The 18577-nt window shown below is 62.6% G+C and carries 17 protein-coding genes; 9 read left to right on the top strand and 8 right to left on the bottom strand.

The features are described 5' to 3' along the window. Nucleotide 1: 1 nt before the first annotated feature. Nucleotides 2-1093 (top strand): biotin synthase BioB, encoded by a 1092-nt coding sequence (bioB, locus tag M0D66_RS16615; RefSeq protein WP_211703931.1) that lies wholly within the window; start codon nt 2-4, stop codon nt 1091-1093. A 94-nt stretch (nt 1094-1187) separates the two neighbouring features. Here the strand turns inward: bioB and M0D66_RS16620 are convergent, their stop codons facing one another. Next, nucleotides 1188-2213 carry a sulfate ABC transporter substrate-binding protein gene (locus M0D66_RS16620; RefSeq protein WP_093644752.1) on the bottom strand — a complete coding sequence of 342 codons (1026 nt, stop codon included), beginning with the start codon at nt 2211-2213 and terminating at the stop codon, nt 1188-1190. A 146-nt stretch (nt 2214-2359) separates the two neighbouring features. Further along, entirely contained in the window at nt 2360-2962 is a 603-nt protein-coding gene (locus M0D66_RS16625; RefSeq protein ID WP_093644754.1) for an alpha/beta hydrolase, read from the bottom strand. 292 nt (nt 2963-3254) lie between these two features. Between M0D66_RS16625 and M0D66_RS16630 the strand changes: the two genes are divergently transcribed. The 6 genes from M0D66_RS16630 (at nt 3255) to M0D66_RS16655 (ending at nt 7419) form a co-directional block, all read left to right on the top strand. Continuing rightward, nucleotides 3255-4196 (top strand): glyoxylate/hydroxypyruvate reductase A, encoded by a 942-nt coding sequence (locus tag M0D66_RS16630; protein ID WP_200652542.1) that lies wholly within the window; start codon nt 3255-3257, stop codon nt 4194-4196. A 101-nt stretch (nt 4197-4297) separates the two neighbouring features. Continuing rightward, a complete protein-coding gene (locus M0D66_RS16635) occupies nt 4298-5224 on the top strand; it encodes a hydroxymethylglutaryl-CoA lyase (RefSeq protein WP_211703932.1) in 927 nt (308 codons plus the stop codon). 42 nt (nt 5225-5266) lie between these two features. Continuing rightward, nucleotides 5267-5788 (top strand): YbaK/EbsC family protein, encoded by a 522-nt coding sequence (locus tag M0D66_RS16640; protein ID WP_093644760.1) that lies wholly within the window; start codon nt 5267-5269, stop codon nt 5786-5788. Between the two features lie 4 nt (nt 5789-5792). Then, nucleotides 5793-6020, top strand: coding sequence for a DUF1289 domain-containing protein (locus tag M0D66_RS16645; protein WP_266211035.1), 228 nt, complete (start codon nt 5793-5795; stop codon nt 6018-6020). After that, the gene (locus M0D66_RS16650; protein WP_266211036.1) at nt 6017-6502 is read left to right on the top strand and encodes a MaoC family dehydratase; all 486 of its coding nucleotides are present in this window, start codon (nt 6017-6019) and stop codon (nt 6500-6502) included. The genes M0D66_RS16645 and M0D66_RS16650 overlap by 4 nt, the downstream gene beginning before the upstream one ends. Continuing rightward, the gene (locus M0D66_RS16655) at nt 6499-7419 is read left to right on the top strand and encodes an MBL fold metallo-hydrolase (protein WP_266211037.1); all 921 of its coding nucleotides are present in this window, start codon (nt 6499-6501) and stop codon (nt 7417-7419) included. Before M0D66_RS16650 ends, M0D66_RS16655 begins: the two co-directional genes overlap by 4 nt. Before the next feature lie 333 nt (nt 7420-7752). On the opposite strand, the gene M0D66_RS16660 is transcribed toward M0D66_RS16655, so the two are convergent. After that, nucleotides 7753-8652 carry a DMT family transporter gene (locus M0D66_RS16660; RefSeq protein WP_054037814.1) on the bottom strand — a complete coding sequence of 300 codons (900 nt, stop codon included), beginning with the start codon at nt 8650-8652 and terminating at the stop codon, nt 7753-7755. A gap of 114 nt (nt 8653-8766) precedes the next feature. Here M0D66_RS16660 and M0D66_RS16665 point away from each other — a divergent pair, with 114 nt between their 5' ends. Continuing rightward, nucleotides 8767-9237 (top strand): Lrp/AsnC family transcriptional regulator, encoded by a 471-nt coding sequence (locus M0D66_RS16665; RefSeq protein ID WP_093644768.1) that lies wholly within the window; start codon nt 8767-8769, stop codon nt 9235-9237. Nucleotides 9238-9276: 39 nt separating this feature from the next. Here M0D66_RS16665 and M0D66_RS16670 read toward each other — a convergent pair whose 3' ends face one another. Then, a complete protein-coding gene (locus M0D66_RS16670; RefSeq protein WP_200652535.1) occupies nt 9277-10167 on the bottom strand; it encodes an alpha/beta fold hydrolase in 891 nt (296 codons plus the stop codon). Nucleotides 10168-10490: 323 nt separating this feature from the next. On the opposite strand from M0D66_RS16670, the gene M0D66_RS16675 reads away from it, so the two are divergent. Then, on the top strand, nt 10491-11450 hold the full coding sequence (locus M0D66_RS16675; protein WP_093644771.1) for a nitronate monooxygenase family protein: 960 nt from the start codon (nt 10491-10493) through the stop codon (nt 11448-11450). A gap of 60 nt (nt 11451-11510) precedes the next feature. Here M0D66_RS16675 and M0D66_RS16680 read toward each other — a convergent pair whose 3' ends face one another. The 4 genes from M0D66_RS16680 to M0D66_RS16695 form a co-directional block, all read right to left on the bottom strand. Continuing rightward, the gene (locus M0D66_RS16680; protein ID WP_266211038.1) at nt 11511-15071 is read right to left on the bottom strand and encodes a methylmalonyl-CoA mutase family protein; all 3561 of its coding nucleotides are present in this window, start codon (nt 15069-15071) and stop codon (nt 11511-11513) included. A 78-nt stretch (nt 15072-15149) separates the two neighbouring features. Beyond that, nucleotides 15150-16088, bottom strand: a complete 939-nt coding sequence (locus tag M0D66_RS16685) for a LysR family transcriptional regulator (protein WP_093644775.1) — start codon at nt 16086-16088, stop codon at nt 15150-15152. Between the two features lie 216 nt (nt 16089-16304). Beyond that, complete coding sequence (locus M0D66_RS16690; protein WP_093644785.1) at nt 16305-17393, bottom strand: porin; 1089 nt, start codon at nt 17391-17393, stop codon at nt 16305-16307. Between the two features lie 563 nt (nt 17394-17956). Continuing rightward, a complete protein-coding gene (locus M0D66_RS16695; RefSeq protein ID WP_266211063.1) occupies nt 17957-18502 on the bottom strand; it encodes a hypothetical protein in 546 nt (181 codons plus the stop codon). Nucleotides 18503-18577: the final 75 nt, after the last annotated feature.

Below are 18577 nucleotides of genomic sequence, written 5' to 3' on the forward strand. Positions count from 1 at the left end.
CATGACGCAACTGAACATCGCTCCGACGCCAGCCGACACGGCCGCCGCCAACAACAACGCAGCAGCAGGCGCCAAGCCGATGGCCAAGTGGCGCGTCGCCGACATCGTCGCGTTGTATGAACTGCCGTTCAACGACCTGATGTTCCGCGCGCAACAAACTCATCGCGAACACTTCGACGCCAACACCGTGCAGCTGTCGACGCTGCTGTCGATCAAGACCGGCGGTTGCGAAGAAGATTGCGCGTACTGTCCGCAGTCGGTGCATCACGACACGGGCCTGCAAGCCGACAAGCTGATGCCGGTCGATGAAGTATTGGCCGCCGCCAAGGTCGCCAAGGAAAACGGCGCGACGCGCTTCTGCATGGGCGCGGCATGGCGCAATCCGAAGGACCGTCACCTCGAGCCGATCAAGGACATGATCCGCGGCGTGAAGGCGATGGGCCTCGAAACCTGCGTGACGCTCGGCATGCTGGAAACGCATCAGGCGCAAGGTCTGCGCGAAGCGGGCCTCGATTACTACAACCACAACCTCGATACGTCGCCGGAGTTCTACGGTCAGATCATTTCGACGCGCACGTATCAGGACCGTCTCGACACGCTGGAACGCGTCCGGGATGCGGGCATCAACGTATGCTGCGGCGGGATTGTCGGTTTGGGCGAATCGCGCCGTGAGCGCGCCGGCCTGATCGCGCAACTGGCGAACATGGAGCCGTATCCGGAATCGGTGCCTATTAACAACCTGGTGCAAGTGGAAGGCACGCCGCTGACCGGCACCGAAGCGATCGATCCGTTCGAATTCGTCCGTACGATTGCAGTTGCACGTATCACGATGCCGCGCGCGATGGTGCGTCTGTCGGCAGGCCGCGAGCAGATGGACGAAGCGTTGCAGGCGCTGTGCTTCCTCGCCGGCGCGAACTCGATTTTCTACGGTGACCAGTTGCTGACCACGAGCAACCCGCAAGCCGAAGCGGACCGCAAGCTGCTCGAACGCCTTGGCATTCGCGCAGAAGCAGCGCAGCAGATGCCGTTGGATCAGAGCGGTTGCGAGCATGGCTGCGCGCATGAGCAAAACGCGCACGCTGCGCCGAACTAAAGAACTACGCGTATGAAGCGCGTGCGATAAATCGCACGCAATTTAAAAAGGCCACCTCGTTTCCGAGGTGGCCTTTCTACTTCCGGGCAAAGATTTACTTCTTGTCGACGATGATCTGATCGAACGTCCCGCCATCGGAGAAATGCGTTTGCTGCGCTTTCTGCCAGCTACCGAACATCTCTTCAACGGTGAAGGTCTTGATCGGTTTGAACTCGCCCGCATGCTTCGCGAGCACATTCTTGTCACGCGGACGCAGGTGGTGTTGCGCAATGATTTCCTGCGCGGCCGGCGACCACAGATAGTCGAGGTACGCTTGCGCTTCCTTGCGCGTGCCGCGCTTGTCGACCACCTTGTCGACGATCGACACCGGCGGCGCAGCCAGCAGGCTCACCGACGGATACACCGCTTCGAAATTGCCCGCGCCCACGCCCGTGTCGATCAACGACACTTCGTTTTCGAATGTCACCAGCACGTCGCCGATACCGCGTTGCGTGAAAGTCGTCGTCGCACCGCGGCCGCCTGTGTCGAGAATCGGCACGTTCTTGAAGATGGCCTTTTCGAAATCGATCGCCTGCGCATCGGTGCCTCCGTGTTGTTTGCGATAACCCCATGCGGCCAGATACGCGTAGCGGCCGTTACCCGAAGTCTTCGGATTCGCGATCACCACTTGCACGCCGGGTTTGGCGAGGTCGTCCCAGTCCTTGATATGCTTCGGGTTGCCCTTGCGCACGAGGAACACCATCGTCGTGGTGTACGGAGCGCTGTCGTCCGGCAGGCGCGCACGCCAGTTGGCGGGCACCAGTTGGCCCTTTTCGGCGAGCAGGTCGATATCGTTCGGCTGGTTCATCGTCACGACGTCAGCCTGCAGTCCTTGCAGCACCGACAGCGCCTGCGCGCTTGACGCGCCATGCGACTGGCGAATCGACACGGTCTCGCCGCTCTTCTCTTTGTATGCCGTGATGAAGCCGGCGTTGATGTCCTTGTACAGCTCGCGCGTCACGTCGTACGACACGTTGAGCAGCGACGTGTCCGCGTGCGCCGTCGAGATGCCGCCGAGCGCGAGCGTCATTGCCGTCATGCCGGCTGCCAGCCAGCGCGATGTCCCCGTCTTGCCTGCCATCTTGTCCCCGCCTATCGATGATGAAAACCGGTGGCCGCACAAACGTGCAGCGTGAAGCGGGATTCTAACGGATCGCTTACTGGTTCACTCGCGCTCATCTGCGGGCTCAACTGCGCGCTCAACTACGTGTTCAAGTCCTCCCTCACTCAGACATACGCGTGCTGCGCGACCTCGAACGTCTCTTCACGAAACCGCAGCGGCGCCGCGCAATGCACCAGCGTATCGACGAAATACTTGGCACGTGGCCACGGGCCGAATCCCGCCGCCGTATTGATATGTCCCGCGTCGCCGAGATTGACGAACGCGCTGCCGAAACGCTGCGCGAGATCGCGCGAACCGGCGAGCGGCATCCACGGGTCGGTTTCACTGCCGATCAGAATCGACGGCACGCCGAGACGCCGCGCGTCGAACGGTCCGGCGAAGGCGAACTTCTCCGGGCTTGCAGGTGCGACGAACAGCACGCCGACCACATCGTTCGCATATGACGCCTGCTGCAACGCGTGCGCAGTCGCGAGGCAACCGAAGCTGTGGGCGGCCAGCACGAACGGCCCGCGTTCGCGCGCGAGCAGATCGCGCAGCGACTTCGCCCAGACGGCGACGTCCGGGGCGTCCCAGTCGGCCTGTTCGACGCGCAGCGAACGCGCGAATTGCCGTTCGAGCCATGTTTGCCAATGCGCGCCCTCGCTGCCGTGCAGGCCGGGAACGGTGACGAGCCGCGGCGGCCATGTCGATTTGGTGCATGAAAGCATGTCTGTCCCTCGCTGCCGGAATCCGGGAAATGATTGTCCCGCCGGGCGTCGCAAGGGCGAACCAAGTTTTTGTGCTTTGTTTATGGGGCAAACGCGCGGCCATGTAGTAGCGGCAAATCGCACGCCCGTGCGCAAACGCGCGCGATTCGCGGCGAAAAAGTAGAATGAAGCCTATCCGTAAAAGGAGGAGGCCCATGCCGCAAGCGTCGTGTGAAGTGCCGCGGGCGTTGCAGCCGTTCTACCGGGCCTCTCCCGTCATCCGACTCGACAAAGCACGCGCCTTCCGGACCGTATGAAAATCCTCTTCTACATGCCGCATTCCGACGCCGCCGCGTGGCTTCACGACTTCGCCCATGCGCTGCCGGAAGCCGATCTGCGCGAATGGCAGCCGGGCGACACCGACCCAGCCGATTTCGCGGTCGTGTGGCGCCCGCCGCGCGAGATGCTGGCCGGCCGCGACGGTCTGCGCGCGATCTTCAATCTCGGCGCGGGCGTCGATGCGATCCTCGGACTCGAACACGAGCAACCCGGCACGTTGCCGCGCAGCGCCCAGTTGATCCGGCTCGAAGACACCGGCATGGCCCTGCAGATGGCCGAGTATGTGACGCATGCGGTGCTGCGCTACCTGCGCCGTTTCGACGAATACCAGACGCTGCAAAACGAACGCCGCTGGGAAGTGCTCGATCCGCATCCGCGCGAGACCTTCACGGTTGGTGTGCTTGGCCTCGGCGTCCTCGGTACGCATGTCGCGCAAGCAGTCGCGGCGTTCGGCATGCCGGTGCGCGGGTATAGCCGCAGTGCGCGGCAAATCGACGGCATCACGACCTTCGCCGGCGAAGCACAGTTCGACGCGTTTCTCGACGACGTGAAAGTGCTGGTCAATTTGCTGCCGCATACGCCGGATACGGGCGACGTGCTGAACACCCGCACTTTCTCGAAGCTTGCGAAGGGTGCCTATCTGATCAACGTCGCACGCGGCGGGCATCTGGTCGAACAGGATCTGCTCGAAGCGCTGGCAAGCGGCCAGGTCGCCGCCGCGACGCTGGACGTGTTCCGCGAAGAACCGTTGCCGCCCGATCATCCGTTCTGGCAGGAGCCACGCATCACGATTACGCCGCATATTTCCGCGCTGACCTTGCGCGAAGAGAGCGTCGCGCAAGTCGCGCGGAAAATGACGGCGCTGATGCGTGGCGAAACGGTGAGCGGTGTGGTTGATATTGAGCGTGGGTACTGAGCGCGGATACTGAGCAAAATATCGAGCACGGGTTTTGCACACCGCCGAATTCATCTGAAGGAGCGCCGCCACGCGCGGGCTCATTGCATGGGAGACACATCATGGCCTTGCCCCAACGCGTCAAAATCGTCGAAGTCGGTCCGCGTGACGGACTGCAGAACGAGAAAGAATTCGTCCCCACCGCGATCAAGATCGAGTTGATCAATCGCTTGTCGGCAGCCGGCTTTCGCAACGTCGAATCCGCCTCGTTCGTCTCGCCGAAATGGGTGCCGCAGATGGCCGACGGCGCCGAGGTGATGGCCGGCATCGAGCGCCGCGCCGGCACGATCTACTCCGTGCTGACGCCGAATCTGCGCGGTTTCGAAGGCGCACTCGCCGCACGGGCGGACGAGATCGTGATTTTCGGCGCCGCCAGCGAAGCGTTCTCGCAGAAGAACATCAATTGCAGCATCGCGGAAAGCATCGATCGATTCGCGCCCGTCGCGCAGGCGGCGAAGGAACATGGTCTGCGGATTCGCGGCAGCGTGTCGTGTGCGCTCGGCTGTCCGTATCAAGGCGAAGTGCCGGTGGCGTCGGTGGTCGATGTGGTCGAACGTTTCGCGGCGCTCGGTTGCGACGAGATCGATATCGCCGACACCATCGGCGTCGGCACGCCGAAGCGCACGCGCGAAGTGTTCGAGGCAGTCACCAAGGCGTTTCCGCGCGAACGTCTGTCGGGGCATTTCCACGATACCTACGGTCAGGCGCTCGCGAACATCTACGCGGCCTTGCAGGAAGGCATCGAGATCTATCACGCGTCGGTGGCGGGGCTCGGCGGCTGCCCGTATGCGAAGGGCGCAACCGGCAACGTCGCGACCGAAGACGTGCTGTATCTGATGAACGGCCTCGGCATCGAGACCGGCGTCGATCTCGCGCAAGTCGTCGCGATCGGTGATTTCATTTCGACGTCGATCGGCCGGCCCAATGTCTCGCGCGCCGGTAAAGCCTTGCTTGCCAAGGCCCGCAGCGAGCAGGCCAACTGCGTTTGACGCAGGCCACACACTTAGCCAAATCATTCAGGACCTGAAACGATGACGGATCACGCTTCCCTCGACGCCGACGATCTCGCCGCATTGCCTGACTCCGCACGCCGTGTCGCGCTGTTATTGCGCGAACGCGGCCACGCTGGACGGATCGTGATGCTGCCGGAAACTGGCAAGACTTCCGCCGAAGCCGCAGCCGGCCTTGGCTGCTCGGTTGCGCAGATCGCCAAGTCGATCCTGTTTCGCCGCCGCGAAGACGACGCGCCGGTACTGGTGGTCGCGAGCGGCGCGAATCGCGTCGACGAAAAGAAGGTAGCGGCGCAAGTCGGCGAGATCGGCCGTGCGGATGCGAAGTTTGTCCGCGAGAAAACCGGTTATGCGATCGGCGGTGTTTGCCCGATCGGCCACGCCACGGCGCCCGTCACGCTGATCGATGCCGACCTCCTGGAACTCGACAGCCTGTGGGCCGCCGCCGGTCATCCGCATGCGGTGTTCAATCTGACGGCGCAGGAACTGATTGCGTTGACGGGCGCGCCGGCGCTCGACGTGGCGCTGCGCGAGACAGTGTGAAGCAATGACAGCGGGCATCGATAACGAAGACGACGAGGCTGCCGTGCCGTCACCGTGCATCAGCGTGTGCAGGATGGACGCTTCGACCGGTTGGTGCGAAGGCTGCTTGCGCACGATCGACGAGATCGCCAGCTGGTCGTCGTTCGACGACGACGCGAAGCGCACCGTCTGGGACGCAATCGAGGAACGCCACGCGGAGTTCATGGCCAGGCAGGCAAAGGTGCAGCGGTGAACGCCGCGCCGCGCATCGTAACGATCGGCGAGACGTTCAGCTCGACACTCGAGCTATCGGCGGAATCGGTAAAGTCGTTCGCCACGCTCGTCAACGATCTCAACCCGCTGCATCACGACGACGCCTACGCCGCGCAAAGCCGCTTCGGCGGTTTGATCGCGTCCGGCACGCAACCCACCGCGTATTTCATGGCGCTACTGGCGACCTATTTTTCGACGTACGCGCAGCCGCTCGGCCTCGAGTTCGATATCAAGCTGAAGAAAGCCGTGCACGCGAACGATACGTTGACGATCACGTGGCGCGTGCGCGACGCGTACTGGAAGCCGAGTCTGAACGGCGATCTGACGCATCTCGAAGGAAGCGTGGTGAATCAGCGCGGCGACACCATGTTGATCGGCACGTCGACAATCCTGGTGATGCCGAAACCCGAAGCATCGGCGAATGCTGACGCAAGCACAAACCCGGACACAGGCGCACCATGATCAACCTACCGGCATCGGTCCGAGTGTTCGAACGCGGCTGGCTTTCGTCGAACAATGTGCTGCTGATCGACGACACATGTGCCGCTCTTGTCGATACCGGCTACGCGACGCACGCGCCGCAAACCGTCGCGCTCGTACGGCAAGCGCTCGGCGCGCGACCGCTCGATCTGATCGTCAACACGCATCTGCATTCGGATCACTGCGGCGGCAACGCGCTGTTGCAGTCGACGTGGCCGTGCCGTACCGCGATTCCCGCATCCGAAGCCGACGCGGCGCGCGATTGGGACGAAACCCGTCTGACGTTTCGCGCCACCGGCCAGACCTGCGAACGTTTCACCTTCACCGAGACAATCGCGCCCGGCGCGCAACTGCGGCTCGGTGCGCTCGATTGGCAAGTGCTCGGCGCGCCCGGTCACGATCCGCATTCGCTGATGCTGTATTGCCAGGATGAACGCATCCTGATCAGCGCGGACGCGCTGTGGGAAAACGGCTTTGGCGTGATTTTTCCCGAACTGGAAGGTGAAAGTGGCTTCGCTGAAGAACAGGCGGTACTTGAAGCCATTACGAAGCTCGACGTGCGGCTCGTGATTCCCGGCCACGGCTCGCCCTTCACGAATGTCGAGCAGGCGCTGGAACGGGCATTTTCACGCGTCGCGTGGCTACGGGCCGATCCGGCACGTAATGCGAAGAATGCGTTGAAGGTGTTGATCGTGTTCAAGCTGCTCGAAGTCCGCGCGATGAGCTTCGACACCTTGCTGCGGATGCTCGACGATGCCGTGGCAATGCGCGCCGCCGCGACCATGCTCAAGCCGCGTGGTGAATGGTCCACATTGGTGCACACGATCGTCGAGGAGTTGGCGGCCAAAAACGGGCCATTGGAGATCGATGGCGAGCGCATCATCGCCCGCCAGGCTTGACGCACAGGGGGCCGGCGGCCGCGCGGCAAGCACAACACCAAAACCGTCGCGCCAAAAAGAAAGCCGCTCGACCATCAAGGCGAGCGGCGGAAATTCTGTCGGACGTGATCAGCGTCGATATGAATGATACGCGTGCCGGTTTTTTGACCGCATCAGTGATTTCCCTACAGAAGCTTGACACTGCCTTTTAAACCCGCATACAGACAGCATTACGAAGCTTCGTAGCCGCGCGCGTTGGGCGTCATTGGTCCGTCCATATGAACAATTGAACGCGCCGATTGCTCCGGAATCCGTACTATTGCCGAGTGATCCATCGGCATCTCAGCCATTCCATCAGGTCGAAGACAGGCGTTTCTGCGGCACGATCCGCCAGCCGAGATTCACACCGGCGGCCGCGAGCAGGATCAGCACCGCACCGAGCACCTGAATCCACGCGAGTGTCTGCCCGAACGCAACCCGGTCGACGATGATCGCCACCACCGGATAGATGAACGACAACGCGCCGGTCATCGAAGTCGGCAGCTTCTGGATTGCGCCGTAGAGCAGCACGTACATGAGCCCCGTGTTGACGATACCGAGCACGATCAATTCGAGCCACTGCACGCCGTTGGTCGGTAGCGCATCGAAGCGCACGAACGGCGCCAGCATCACGACGCCGAGCGACACCTGGATCAGCGCAATCAGATGCGGCGGCGTACCCTTCAGGCGCTTCGTGATAATCGACGAGACCGCGTACATTGCCGCTGCGCCCACGGCATAGGCGACTCCGACCAGATACTGGCCCGGCACCGCCAACACCGCCGGCTCGACCTTCACCACGAACACGAGGCCGATGAACGCGACCACCAGCCAGGCGATCGTCGACGCGCTGACGCGCTCGCGAAACACCAGCGCGCCAAGCGCGACCAGCATAAACGGCTGCGTGTTGTAGACGGCGGTCGCCATCGAGATCGACGCGCGTGAATAGGCCGCGAACAGCAGCACCCAGTTGATGACGATGGCCGCGCCGCCCAGCAGCGCGAGGCCGAGCATCTTCCAGGAAAAGAGCTTGCGCCTGAACAGGCCGAGCACGGCGCACACGAGCGCCAGCGTCGCGCCACCAAAAATACAGCGAAAGAACACCACGTTGAACGGACTCTGCTGCGACGACACCACCAGCCAGCCGATGGTGCCGGACATCAGCATGGCCATGGTCATTTCCGCCGCGCCGCGGCGAATCTCATTTGACGCCATGATTCGATCCTCGAATTGATTCCTGCATGAGAAGCAGTGTAATTAATCCGATCGCCCGAATACAGGGCTAAACTTAAGTCTTCCTGCGAAGAAACCTAATAATCGAAGGCCGTCATGACGAAACGCCTTGCTCCTGCCACACCCGCGACACTCGATGAAACCGACCGCGCGCTGCTCGCCGCGCTGGCGGCGGACGCCCGCCAGCCGGTCAGCGAACTGGCGCGCCGGGTTGGCCTCTCGGCGCCAAGTACGGCCGAGCGCGTCCGCAGGCTCGAAGCGCAAGGCGTGATCGAGCGCTTCACCGTGCAGATCGATCCGCGCGCGCTCGGCTTCACGCTGCAGGCAATCGTGCGCGTGAAGCCCCTGCCCGGGCAGCTGCATCTGGTGGAAGACGTGATCCGGCGAATTCCGGAGTTTGTCGAATGCGACAAGGTGACCGGCGACGACTGCTTCATCTGCCGCCTCTACCTGCATTCGATCGAGCAGCTCGACGAGATTCTCTCGAAGGTGACCGAGCGCGCGGAGACCAGCACCGCCATCGTCAAGTCGACGCCGGTCGCGCGCCGCTTGCCGCCGCTAGGCTGAGCGGAGCGCGCGGCAGTGCCGCGCGCTGAACGAAACCACTTACTGCTCGACCGCCTCGAAGAACGACAGCATTTCCGTGACCAATTCCTCCGACGCCTCTTCGGGAATGTAATGGCCGCACGGCAGTGAGCGCCCGCTCACGTCCCGCGCAACGTGACGCCATTCCGCCAGCGCGTCGAAGCACTTCTCGATCACCCCCTGCTCGCCCCACAACACACGCAGCGGACAGCCGATCTTGTGGCCGCGCTCGATGTCGGCACGGTCGTGTTCAAGATCGATGCTCGCCGACGCCCGGTAGTCCTCGCACATCGCATGCACGGCGCCGGGCTGCGCCAGCGCGCTGCGATACGCGTCAAGCGCTTCGGGCGCGAACGGCGCAAGGCCCGCGTGACGGCTCCCCATCACCGCATCGACATAGGCGGCCGGGTTCGCGCCGATCAGCGTTTCCGGCAGCGGCTCCGGCTGGATCAGGAAGAACCAGTGGAAGTAATGGGTCGCAAAGGCGCGGTCGGTGGCTTCGTACATCGCGAGCGTCGGCGCGATGTCGAGCAGCATCAAACGCTCGACGGCGTCGGGATGATCGAGCGCCATCCGGTGCGCGACGCGGGCGCCGCGATCATGAGCGCACACGAGGAACCGTTCGAAGCCGAAGTGGCGCATCACGGCAACCTGGTCGGCCGCCATCGCGCGTTTGGAATACGGCCTGTGGTCGGCGTCGCTGGGCGGTTTGCCCGAGGCGCCGTAGCCGCGCAGATCGGTGGCAATGACGGTGAAGTGCTCCGCCAGTTGCGCCGCGCACCGCTGCCAGATCAGATGCGACTGCGGGTGACCGTGCAACAACAGCAGGGGCGGCCCTGACCCGCCCTTCACTCCGAAAATATCGACGTCGCCCACGGCGACACGAAAGGGCGTGAAATCCTCGAAGGCCATAGCGGGTCTCTTGTCGTTTGGGAGTCAAACCATTGTAGAAGCGCAATGTGTCGATGCGGGGTGGGATAGCCCACGCAGGCATAGAACCTGAACACTCCTTCCAACTGTTCTAAACGGACACGATGCGGCCGCTTCGCCTATAATCGAACGATCGTTCTTAAATTTTTGAGCGGTCATGGCAAACGCATGGCAAATGCGGAGTGGGATCGTGGCGGCAGCACGGCTGCTGGCCAGTCTCGACGCACCACAGGTCATGTGCCGCTAAACTCATTATCGCCGGGCGCTCTACACCGCACCGGCCCGTTTATCAGGAGACTCGCACCATGGCATTGCCCGCCGTCCTGCAAAAACTCGCGCTGCCCGTCGTCGCTTCGCCGATGTTCATCGTCAGCTATCCCGAACTCGTGTTGGCTCAATGTAAGGCCGGTATCGTCGGCTCGTTCCCCGCGCTGAACGCTCGCCCGGCCGAACTGCTCGACGAATGGCTCACGCAGATTCAGGCACAGCTCGCCGAGCACAAGGCGGCTAATCCGGACGCGATCATCGGGCCGATCGCCGTCAACCAGATCGTCCATCAGTCGAATACGCGGCTCGAGCACGACGTGCGTGTGTGCGTCGAACACAAGGTGCCGATTTTCATCACCAGCCTGCGGGCACCGGCGCGTGAGATTGTCGACGCAGTGCATAGCTACGGCGGCATCGTGCTGCATGACGTGATCAACCTGCGGCATGCGCAGAAGGCACTGGAAGCAGGCGTCGACGGGCTGATCCTGGTGGCGTCGGGCGCCGGCGGCCATGCGGGCACGACCTCGCCGTTCGCGCTGGTCGGCGAAGTGCGGCGCATGTTCGACGGCCCGATCGTGCTGTCCGGCTCGATCGCCAACGGCGGCTCGATTCTCGCCGCGCAGGCCATGGGCGCGGACCTCGCCTACATGGGCACGCGTTTTATCGCGACCAAAGAAGCACATGCGGTCGACAGCTATAAGCAGGCGATCGTCAATTCCACGGCCTCGGACATCATCTACACGAACCTGTTCACCGGCGTGCACGGCAACTACATCCGCGAAAGTATCCTGAACGCAGGGCTGGATCCGGATGCGTTGCCGGAATCGGACAAGACCGCGATGAACTTCGGCAGCGACAAGGCGAAGGCGTGGAAAGACATCTGGGGTGCAGGCCAGGGCGTCGGCCTGATGGACGACGTGCCGAGCGTTGGTGAGCTGGTTCAGCGTCTGACGAAGGAATATGACGACGCGAAAACGCGGCTGGGAATCGCGCGGTAAATGGCTGGTTAAGGTGTTTTGCTGCGGGTCCCGGTTTTGGAGCCGCAGCATGTCCGGCCCCTACATATTGCGGCGGTATTGCCCGCCCACTTCAAACAACGCGTGCGTGATTTGCCCTAGCGAGCAGACGCGCACGACGTCCATCAGCACCGCGAACACGTTGTCATCGTCGATCACTGCGCGCTTGAGGCGTTCAAGCGCCGCGGGTGCGTCGTCACGATGCTGTGCCTGAAAATCGCGCAGACGCTTCAACTGGCTCTGTTTTTCTTCGTCGGTGGAACGAGCGAGCGCGATCGGCTGCGGCGCTTCGTGCGGATGCGTGCTCAAGAACGTATTCACGCCCACGATCGGATATGAGCCATCGTGCTTGCGATGCTCGTATAGCATCGACTCGTCCTGAATCCGTCCGCGCTGATAGCCGGTTTCCATCGCGCCCAGCACGCCGCCGCGCTCTGTAAGTCGATCGAATTCCACCAGCACCGCTTCTTCCACCAGATCCGTCAGTTCCTCGATCACGAAGCTGCCCTGATTCGGATTCTGATTCTTCGCGAGCCCCCATTCACGGTTGATGATCAACTGGATTGCCACCGCACGGCGCACCGAATCCTCCGTGGGCGTGGTGATCGCTTCGTCGAATGCGTTGGTGTGCAGTGAATTGCAATTGTCGTAGATCGCGATCAGCGCCTGCAGCGTGGTGCGGATATCGTTGAAGTCGATTTCCTGCGCATGCAGGCTGCGGCCCGAGGTTTGCACGTGGTACTTGAGCTTCTGGCTGCGTTCGTTCGCGCCGTAGCGTTCGCGCATTGCAATGGCCCAGATGCGTCGCGCGACACGGCCGAGCACCGTGTACTCCGGGTCCATGCCGTTCGAAAAGAAGAACGAGAGATTCGGCGCGAAGTCGTCGATCGACATGCCGCGCGCGAGGTAGGCCTCGACATAGGTGAAACCATTCGCGAGCGTGTAGGCCAACTGCGAGATCGGATTCGCGCCGGCCTCGGCGATGTGATAGCCGGAGATCGACACCGAATAGAAATTGCGCACGCCGTGGTCGACAAAGTACGCCTGAATATCGCCCATGACTTTCAGGCTGAACTCGGTTGAAAAGATGCACGTGTTCTGGCCTTGGTCTTCCTTCAGGATGTCGGCCTGTACCGTGCCGCGCACGTTTTCCAGCGCTGTGCGGCGCGCGACCGCGAGTTCTTCGCTGGAGGGTTGGCGTCCTGCCTGTTGCAGCCTGTCATTTAAACGCGCGATTTGCTGATCGATCGCGACGTTGAAGAACATCGCGAGAATCGTCGGCGCCGGGCCATTGATTGTCATCGATACCGACGTCTCTGGCGCGCACAGATCGAAGCCGTCGTGGAGCGTTTTCATGTCGTCGAGCGTTGCGACGGAGACGCCTGAATTGCCCACCTTGCCGTAGATGTCGGGGCGCTCGTGCGGCTCTTCGCCGTAGAGCGTGACCGAATCGAAAGCAGTCGAAAGACGTTTGGCCGGCATGCCTTCGGAGAGCAATTTGAAACGGCGGTTAGTGCGGAACGGATCGCCTTCGCCGGCGAACATCCGTGTCGGGTCTTCGTTTTCGCGGCGGAACGGAAACACGCCGGCGGTGAACGGGAAGTAGCCGGGGAGATTGTCGAGCATCAGCCAGCGCAGGATTTCCCCGTGGTCGACGAATTTCGGCAGCGCGACTTTGCGGACTTCGGATCCGGATAGTGTCGTGACGGTGAGCGCGGTGCGAATTTCGCGGTCGCGTATGCGGACGATGTGTTCGTCGCCGGAATAGGCGGCCACGGTTTGCGGCCAGGCGTCGAGGAGTTTGCGTTCACGTTCGCCGAGGGCGGCGGTGCGTTGGGTGATGAGGGTGTCGAGTTGGGCTTGGGGTGTGTTGGCGGAGTTTGCCGCGACACTTGAGTCTGAACCTGTGGAGGCAGTGGCAGCGGCATCAAATGACGCGCCTGTGCCTGCATCACCTTCGGCGAGCATGCGGCGTGCTTCTGTTAGTTGCCAGCGCTCACGCGCCACCCGCGCTTGTGCATCGGCACGCTCGCGATACGCGTGAACAGTCTGCGCGACATCCGCCAGATAACGCACGCGTGCCGGCGGCACGATGGCATTTCTGCCGCTCGAAAAGCGCAATTCATCAAGCACAGGCAGACGGCCGCCGCCTGAACGCAGACCGTGCGTACGCAGCGCCTCAGCGACGTGCTGATACAGCGCGGTCACCCCGTCGTCGTTAAAGCGCGAGGCGATCGTGCCGAACACCGGCATCGCGTCGGGCGCCTTCGCGAAGTCGCCACGGTTGCGCTGCACCTGCTTCGCGACATCGCGCAACGCGTCCGGCGCACCTTTGCGGTCGAACTTGTTGATCGCGACGAAGCTGGCGAAGTCGAGCATGTCGATCTTTTCCAGTTGGCTCGCCGCGCCGAATTCCGGCGTCATCACATACAGCGATTCGTCGACGAACGGCACGATCGCCGCATTGCCCTGCCCGATCCCGGACGTCTCGACGATGATCAGATCGAAACCCGCGGCCTTGCACAACGTGAGCACATCAGGCAACGAATCGGTGATTTCGCTCGATGCGTCACGAGTCGCCATCGAACGCATATAGACGCGCGCGCCGCCGCCCCAATCGCCGATCGCGTTCATGCGGATGCGGTCGCCGAGCAGCGCGCCGCCGGATTTGCGACGCGACGGATCGATGGCCAGCACGGCAATCGTGAGGGCGTCGCCGTAGTCGAGCCGGAAACGGCGGATCAGTTCGTCGGTGAGCGAGGATTTACCGGCGCCGCCAGTGCCGGTGATGCCGAGGACGGGGACATCGATCGCTTCGGCGAGGACCGATAGTATTTCCTGCTCGGCTGATTTGACGCGGCCCGCTTCGTACGCGCTGACCAGTTGCGCGAGTCGGCGGAAGGTGAAGGCGGCAGGATCGGGTTGTTCGGCTGCATTCGTGGTGCCAGCGATCTCGCTGCCTTGGAGCGCTCCACCTGCCTGCCGCGCCTTCCCGGAAACATCGCGCGCGTTGGCGTGATCATCAGCCCGCGTCTCAACATGCGACGCAGCACGCGGCTCGAAACGCGGCAGCCCATTCGCCGACAGATCGGCCACCCACTCACCAACCGGACTCTCCCGAACGGCGGCAGCGGCGCGCGCCACTTCAGCGCAGCGCGCAATCATGTCGTCGATCATGCCTTGCAGGCCGAGCCGCTGGCCGTCATGCGGCGAGTAGATCTTTTCGACACCATAACGCTCGAGCTCGGCGATTTCGTCAGGAACGATCACGCCCCCACCTCCGCCGAACACCTTGATGCGCTCGCCGCCGCGCGCACGCAGCAAGTCGACGAGATAGCGGAAGTATTCGTTATGGCCGCCCTGATAGCTGGACACAGCGACGCCGTCGGCGTCTTCGTGCAGCGCGGCGGTGGCCACTTCATCGACGGAGCGGTTGTGGCCGAGGTGGATCACCTCGACGCCGCTCGCTTGCAGGATGCGCCGCATGATGTTGATCGACGCATCGTGGCCGTCGAACAGGGCAGCAGCGGTGACGAAACGCAGGCGCCGGCCCGCAGGCAGCTTGTGGCCACCGGCGCGCTGCGGCGTGGACAGATCGGTCATGTCTCCCCCAGATCGTTACGCGTATGGGTGCTGGCAACCAGTATAGCTAAACGGGTAGGAGCGACTCGACCGGGCCGCCTATCGCACCGCGAGCGCCTTGATCTGCTCGAGCGAAGGCCACAGCGATTCGTTCGCGAACCGCTCGGCCAGGAAGTCGACAAACGAACGCACCTTGGCCGACAAATGCCGGCGGCTCGCGTAGACGACATGGATTGGCAACTCGCGCGGCGGCACGTCGTCCACCAGCAGCGGCACGAGACGCCCCGTGGCCAGATCGTCGCCGATCACCTCGGTGCCGAGCATCGCGATGCCCGCGCCTTGCAGCACGATCACGCGTTGCGCCTCCAGGTGGTTGACGATCAGATTGCCGGACAGACGCACGCGCGGCGAGCTATCGCCGGTCGTGGGCGCAATTTCGAGCGCGGATACGCCCGCGTACTGCAGGTAATTGTGGCGCGCCAGATCGGCGACGGTCTTCGGCGTACCGTGTCGGCGCAGATAGGCCGGCGACGCGCATAGCACCAGATGGGCGGTCGCAATCTGCCGCGCGATCAGTGAGGACGACTTCAGTCCGTTCGGCGAAGCCCGGATCGCGACGTCGAAGCCTTCGTCGATCAGTTCGACCACCCGGTCGGACAGGGTCATGTCGACGGTGACCTGCGGATACTGCGCGGCGTAGTCGGCCACCGCGGCCATCACATGGCTCAAACCGAATGCCGATAGCGACGACACCCGCAAGCGCCCTTGCGGCACGACGCTCGCCGCGCCGACCACCTGCTCAGCTTCTTCGAGTTCGCTGAGCACCTGGCTCAAGCGCTCGTAGTATTCGCGGCCCGCCTCGGTCGGTGCGACACGGCGCGTGGTGCGGTTCAGCAAACGCGCGCCGAGCTGCTGCTCGAGGTGCATCACGTGCTTGCTCGCCATTGCCGCCGACATCTCCATCCGTTCGGCCGCGCCGACGAAGCTGCCGACTTCGACCACATGGCGAAACACTTTCATGCTGACCAGGGTATCCATCTCAATCGCTCGCCTCAGGAATCAATCGACGCCATTTTGCCGGGTTTATCAAAGACTGGGCGGCAAATCGGACGAACGCGGGCACCAGAAACGGACGTCAGAAGCAGCAAAGCCCACCTTCCGGGGAAGGTGGGCTTTGCAGGTATTGCCTGGTCCGACAGGGTTGGCATCACGCGGCACCTGCTCAGAGGCGCCGCTCGCCTTGGCTCCAGACGCTTAGAACTTCGCGCGGAGGCCCACGCCGTACGTGTCGCCGCTCGACTGGCTGCTGATCTTGTCGTACATGTAAGCCGCGTAGATGTCCGTGCGCTTGGACAGCGGATAGTCGTAGCCGACTGAAGCCGTTTGACGGGTCTGGTTGAAGCCGCCGCCATCACGCGAATAGGCGTACGACGCCATCACCGAGCCCGGGCCGGCCGGGACCGTCACGCCGCCCTGCCCCGTATTCACGTGCCAGCTCGAAACGGTCTGCTGGTTATACGTGTACATGTACTGGCCATAGAACTTCACGAATTTCAGATCGTACGACGCGCCGACTTGCGCGACGCTCTGGCTCTTCAGGCCCGGAACGCCCGACGTACTGAAGCTGCCGAGGTCGCCCGGCACGCTGTTGAAGTTCACGTACTGGTAGACCGCGGTCGCCGCAAACGGGCCGTGGAAATACAGCACCTGGCCGCTCCACTTCTTCGAGCCGTTCTCGCCGGCCGTGTTGCCGAGCGCGTACATCGCCGTTGCGGACAGGCCGTTGAAGTTCGGCGACGAGTACGACACCGCGTTACTCCAGCCCGAATCGCCCGTCACGCCCATATCGGTCGAGTAGGTCGGGAATGTGCCGAGACCGAGATAGGTGTGCCATACCATCGGCGAGAACTGGTACGAGTCGACGAACGGGTTGAACAGAATCGTCGACACGAACAGCGGCGTGGTTAGACGGCCTGCTGTCACCGTGCCGTACGGCGACTCGATACCGACGTAGGCGTTACGCGAGAACATCGTGTCGCCCGTGAAGCGGCCGTACTGGCCGTTCTGCGCGAGGAAGAAGCCTTCAATCGTGAAGATCGCCTTGTAGCCGTTGCCCAGATCCTCGGCCCCCTTCAAGCCCCAGTACGACGTCGACATACCGCCACCGGACACCTCAGCAGCCGACTTGCCGCCCGGGAATTTCTGCGCGCCAACCCATTCGTCGACCTGACCGTAGAGTTGTACGCTCGATTGCGCAAAAGCAGACGATGCACTGGCCAGCAGGGCGGCACACGCGGTTACCTTGAGGGTGGTCTTCAGCGCACTGCTGATGCTTGTTTTCATGGGTTCTCCTGTCTTTGTCAAAAAGGTAAGGCTGTGCGAAAGGGGGAGCTCGCGCGAATGATTGTTGTTGTCCGTTCGATCATCGAGCCAATCTGGGCGGGACCATCTTTGCGGACCATTTTTATGGACAAAAATATCGTGGGTTATTGCGGGTATAGCGATCTGATTAGTTTTGTCACTTATCGGCCTGATAAAGCAGAGGCCTTGTACGTCCTCACTGCATCGCCGCGGACTTCGCGGTCCGGCGCAAAGCGTTACTGACATTGCGCCCGACTGGGTGATAACGGTTCAGATGACAGGCGGATGACGCGCCGCGGCGAAAACGACCAAATTTGACGACGGGAGAGGGTTTGCTGCCGAATGTTTTCAAAAAAGTGTGGCGTCGAAACGTCACATTGACAGGGGCTTTTTGGACGGCGGCGACGCGCAATACCGCAGCAATCGATTTGAAAGCCGGCAAAGCGGATTTGACGAAGCGTGGGAGAGGAGTTCGGTGAAACGAACGGTAAGGCGAGGAGCGATGTCAGACCGCGTTAGGCGGGAGCATGACTCCCGTACTGCCGTTAGTTACGGTAAGGCGAACCTTCCTGCTGACGCGGGTCGTCCCCCGGGCGCTGCATTGCGCGCGACGTGCCGCGCTCTTCGTTGTAGCGGGCGACATCGGCGCGAATCGAACCGGTGCGAACCGGCGCGTTGGGCGGCGGACGCGGTACCGCGCGCGATTCGGCGCTGACAGGCGTGATAGCGCCGGCATACTGCATGCCACCGCGGCCGTCGTTTGGATATCCGGCCGGCCCGGTAGCGCGACGCATGCCTGGGTTGTAAGCGCCGAAGCCGTTGGCGTAGCCGCCGGTAGCGAAGTTCGCGCCGCCACGGGGCAGGCGCGCGTTGTTGTCGGCGACGTTGTTGCGAGCTGGTCTTGTATTGGCGGCGCCGTAGTAATAGCCGTTGTTGCGCGCATCGCCACGCATTGCGTGGCCCGCGGGAGCATGCGAATAACCGCCACCACCACCGTGCGGTACGCCCGGCACTTTCGCATAGGCGAACGAGCACAGCGCAGCGATAACCGCGCCCAACGCCCAGTGCTTCGTTCTCGACAACCCGTCCACCAAGTGACTCACATGCCCGAAGACCTGCCTGAAGCCCACCGTTCGAGCTGCGATGGACTTGTTCTGGGACCGGCG

Origin of the sequence: Paraburkholderia sp. SECH2 (genome assembly GCF_030464795.1) — a bacterium.
GTDB classification, from domain to species: domain Bacteria; phylum Pseudomonadota; class Gammaproteobacteria; order Burkholderiales; family Burkholderiaceae; genus Paraburkholderia; species Paraburkholderia aspalathi.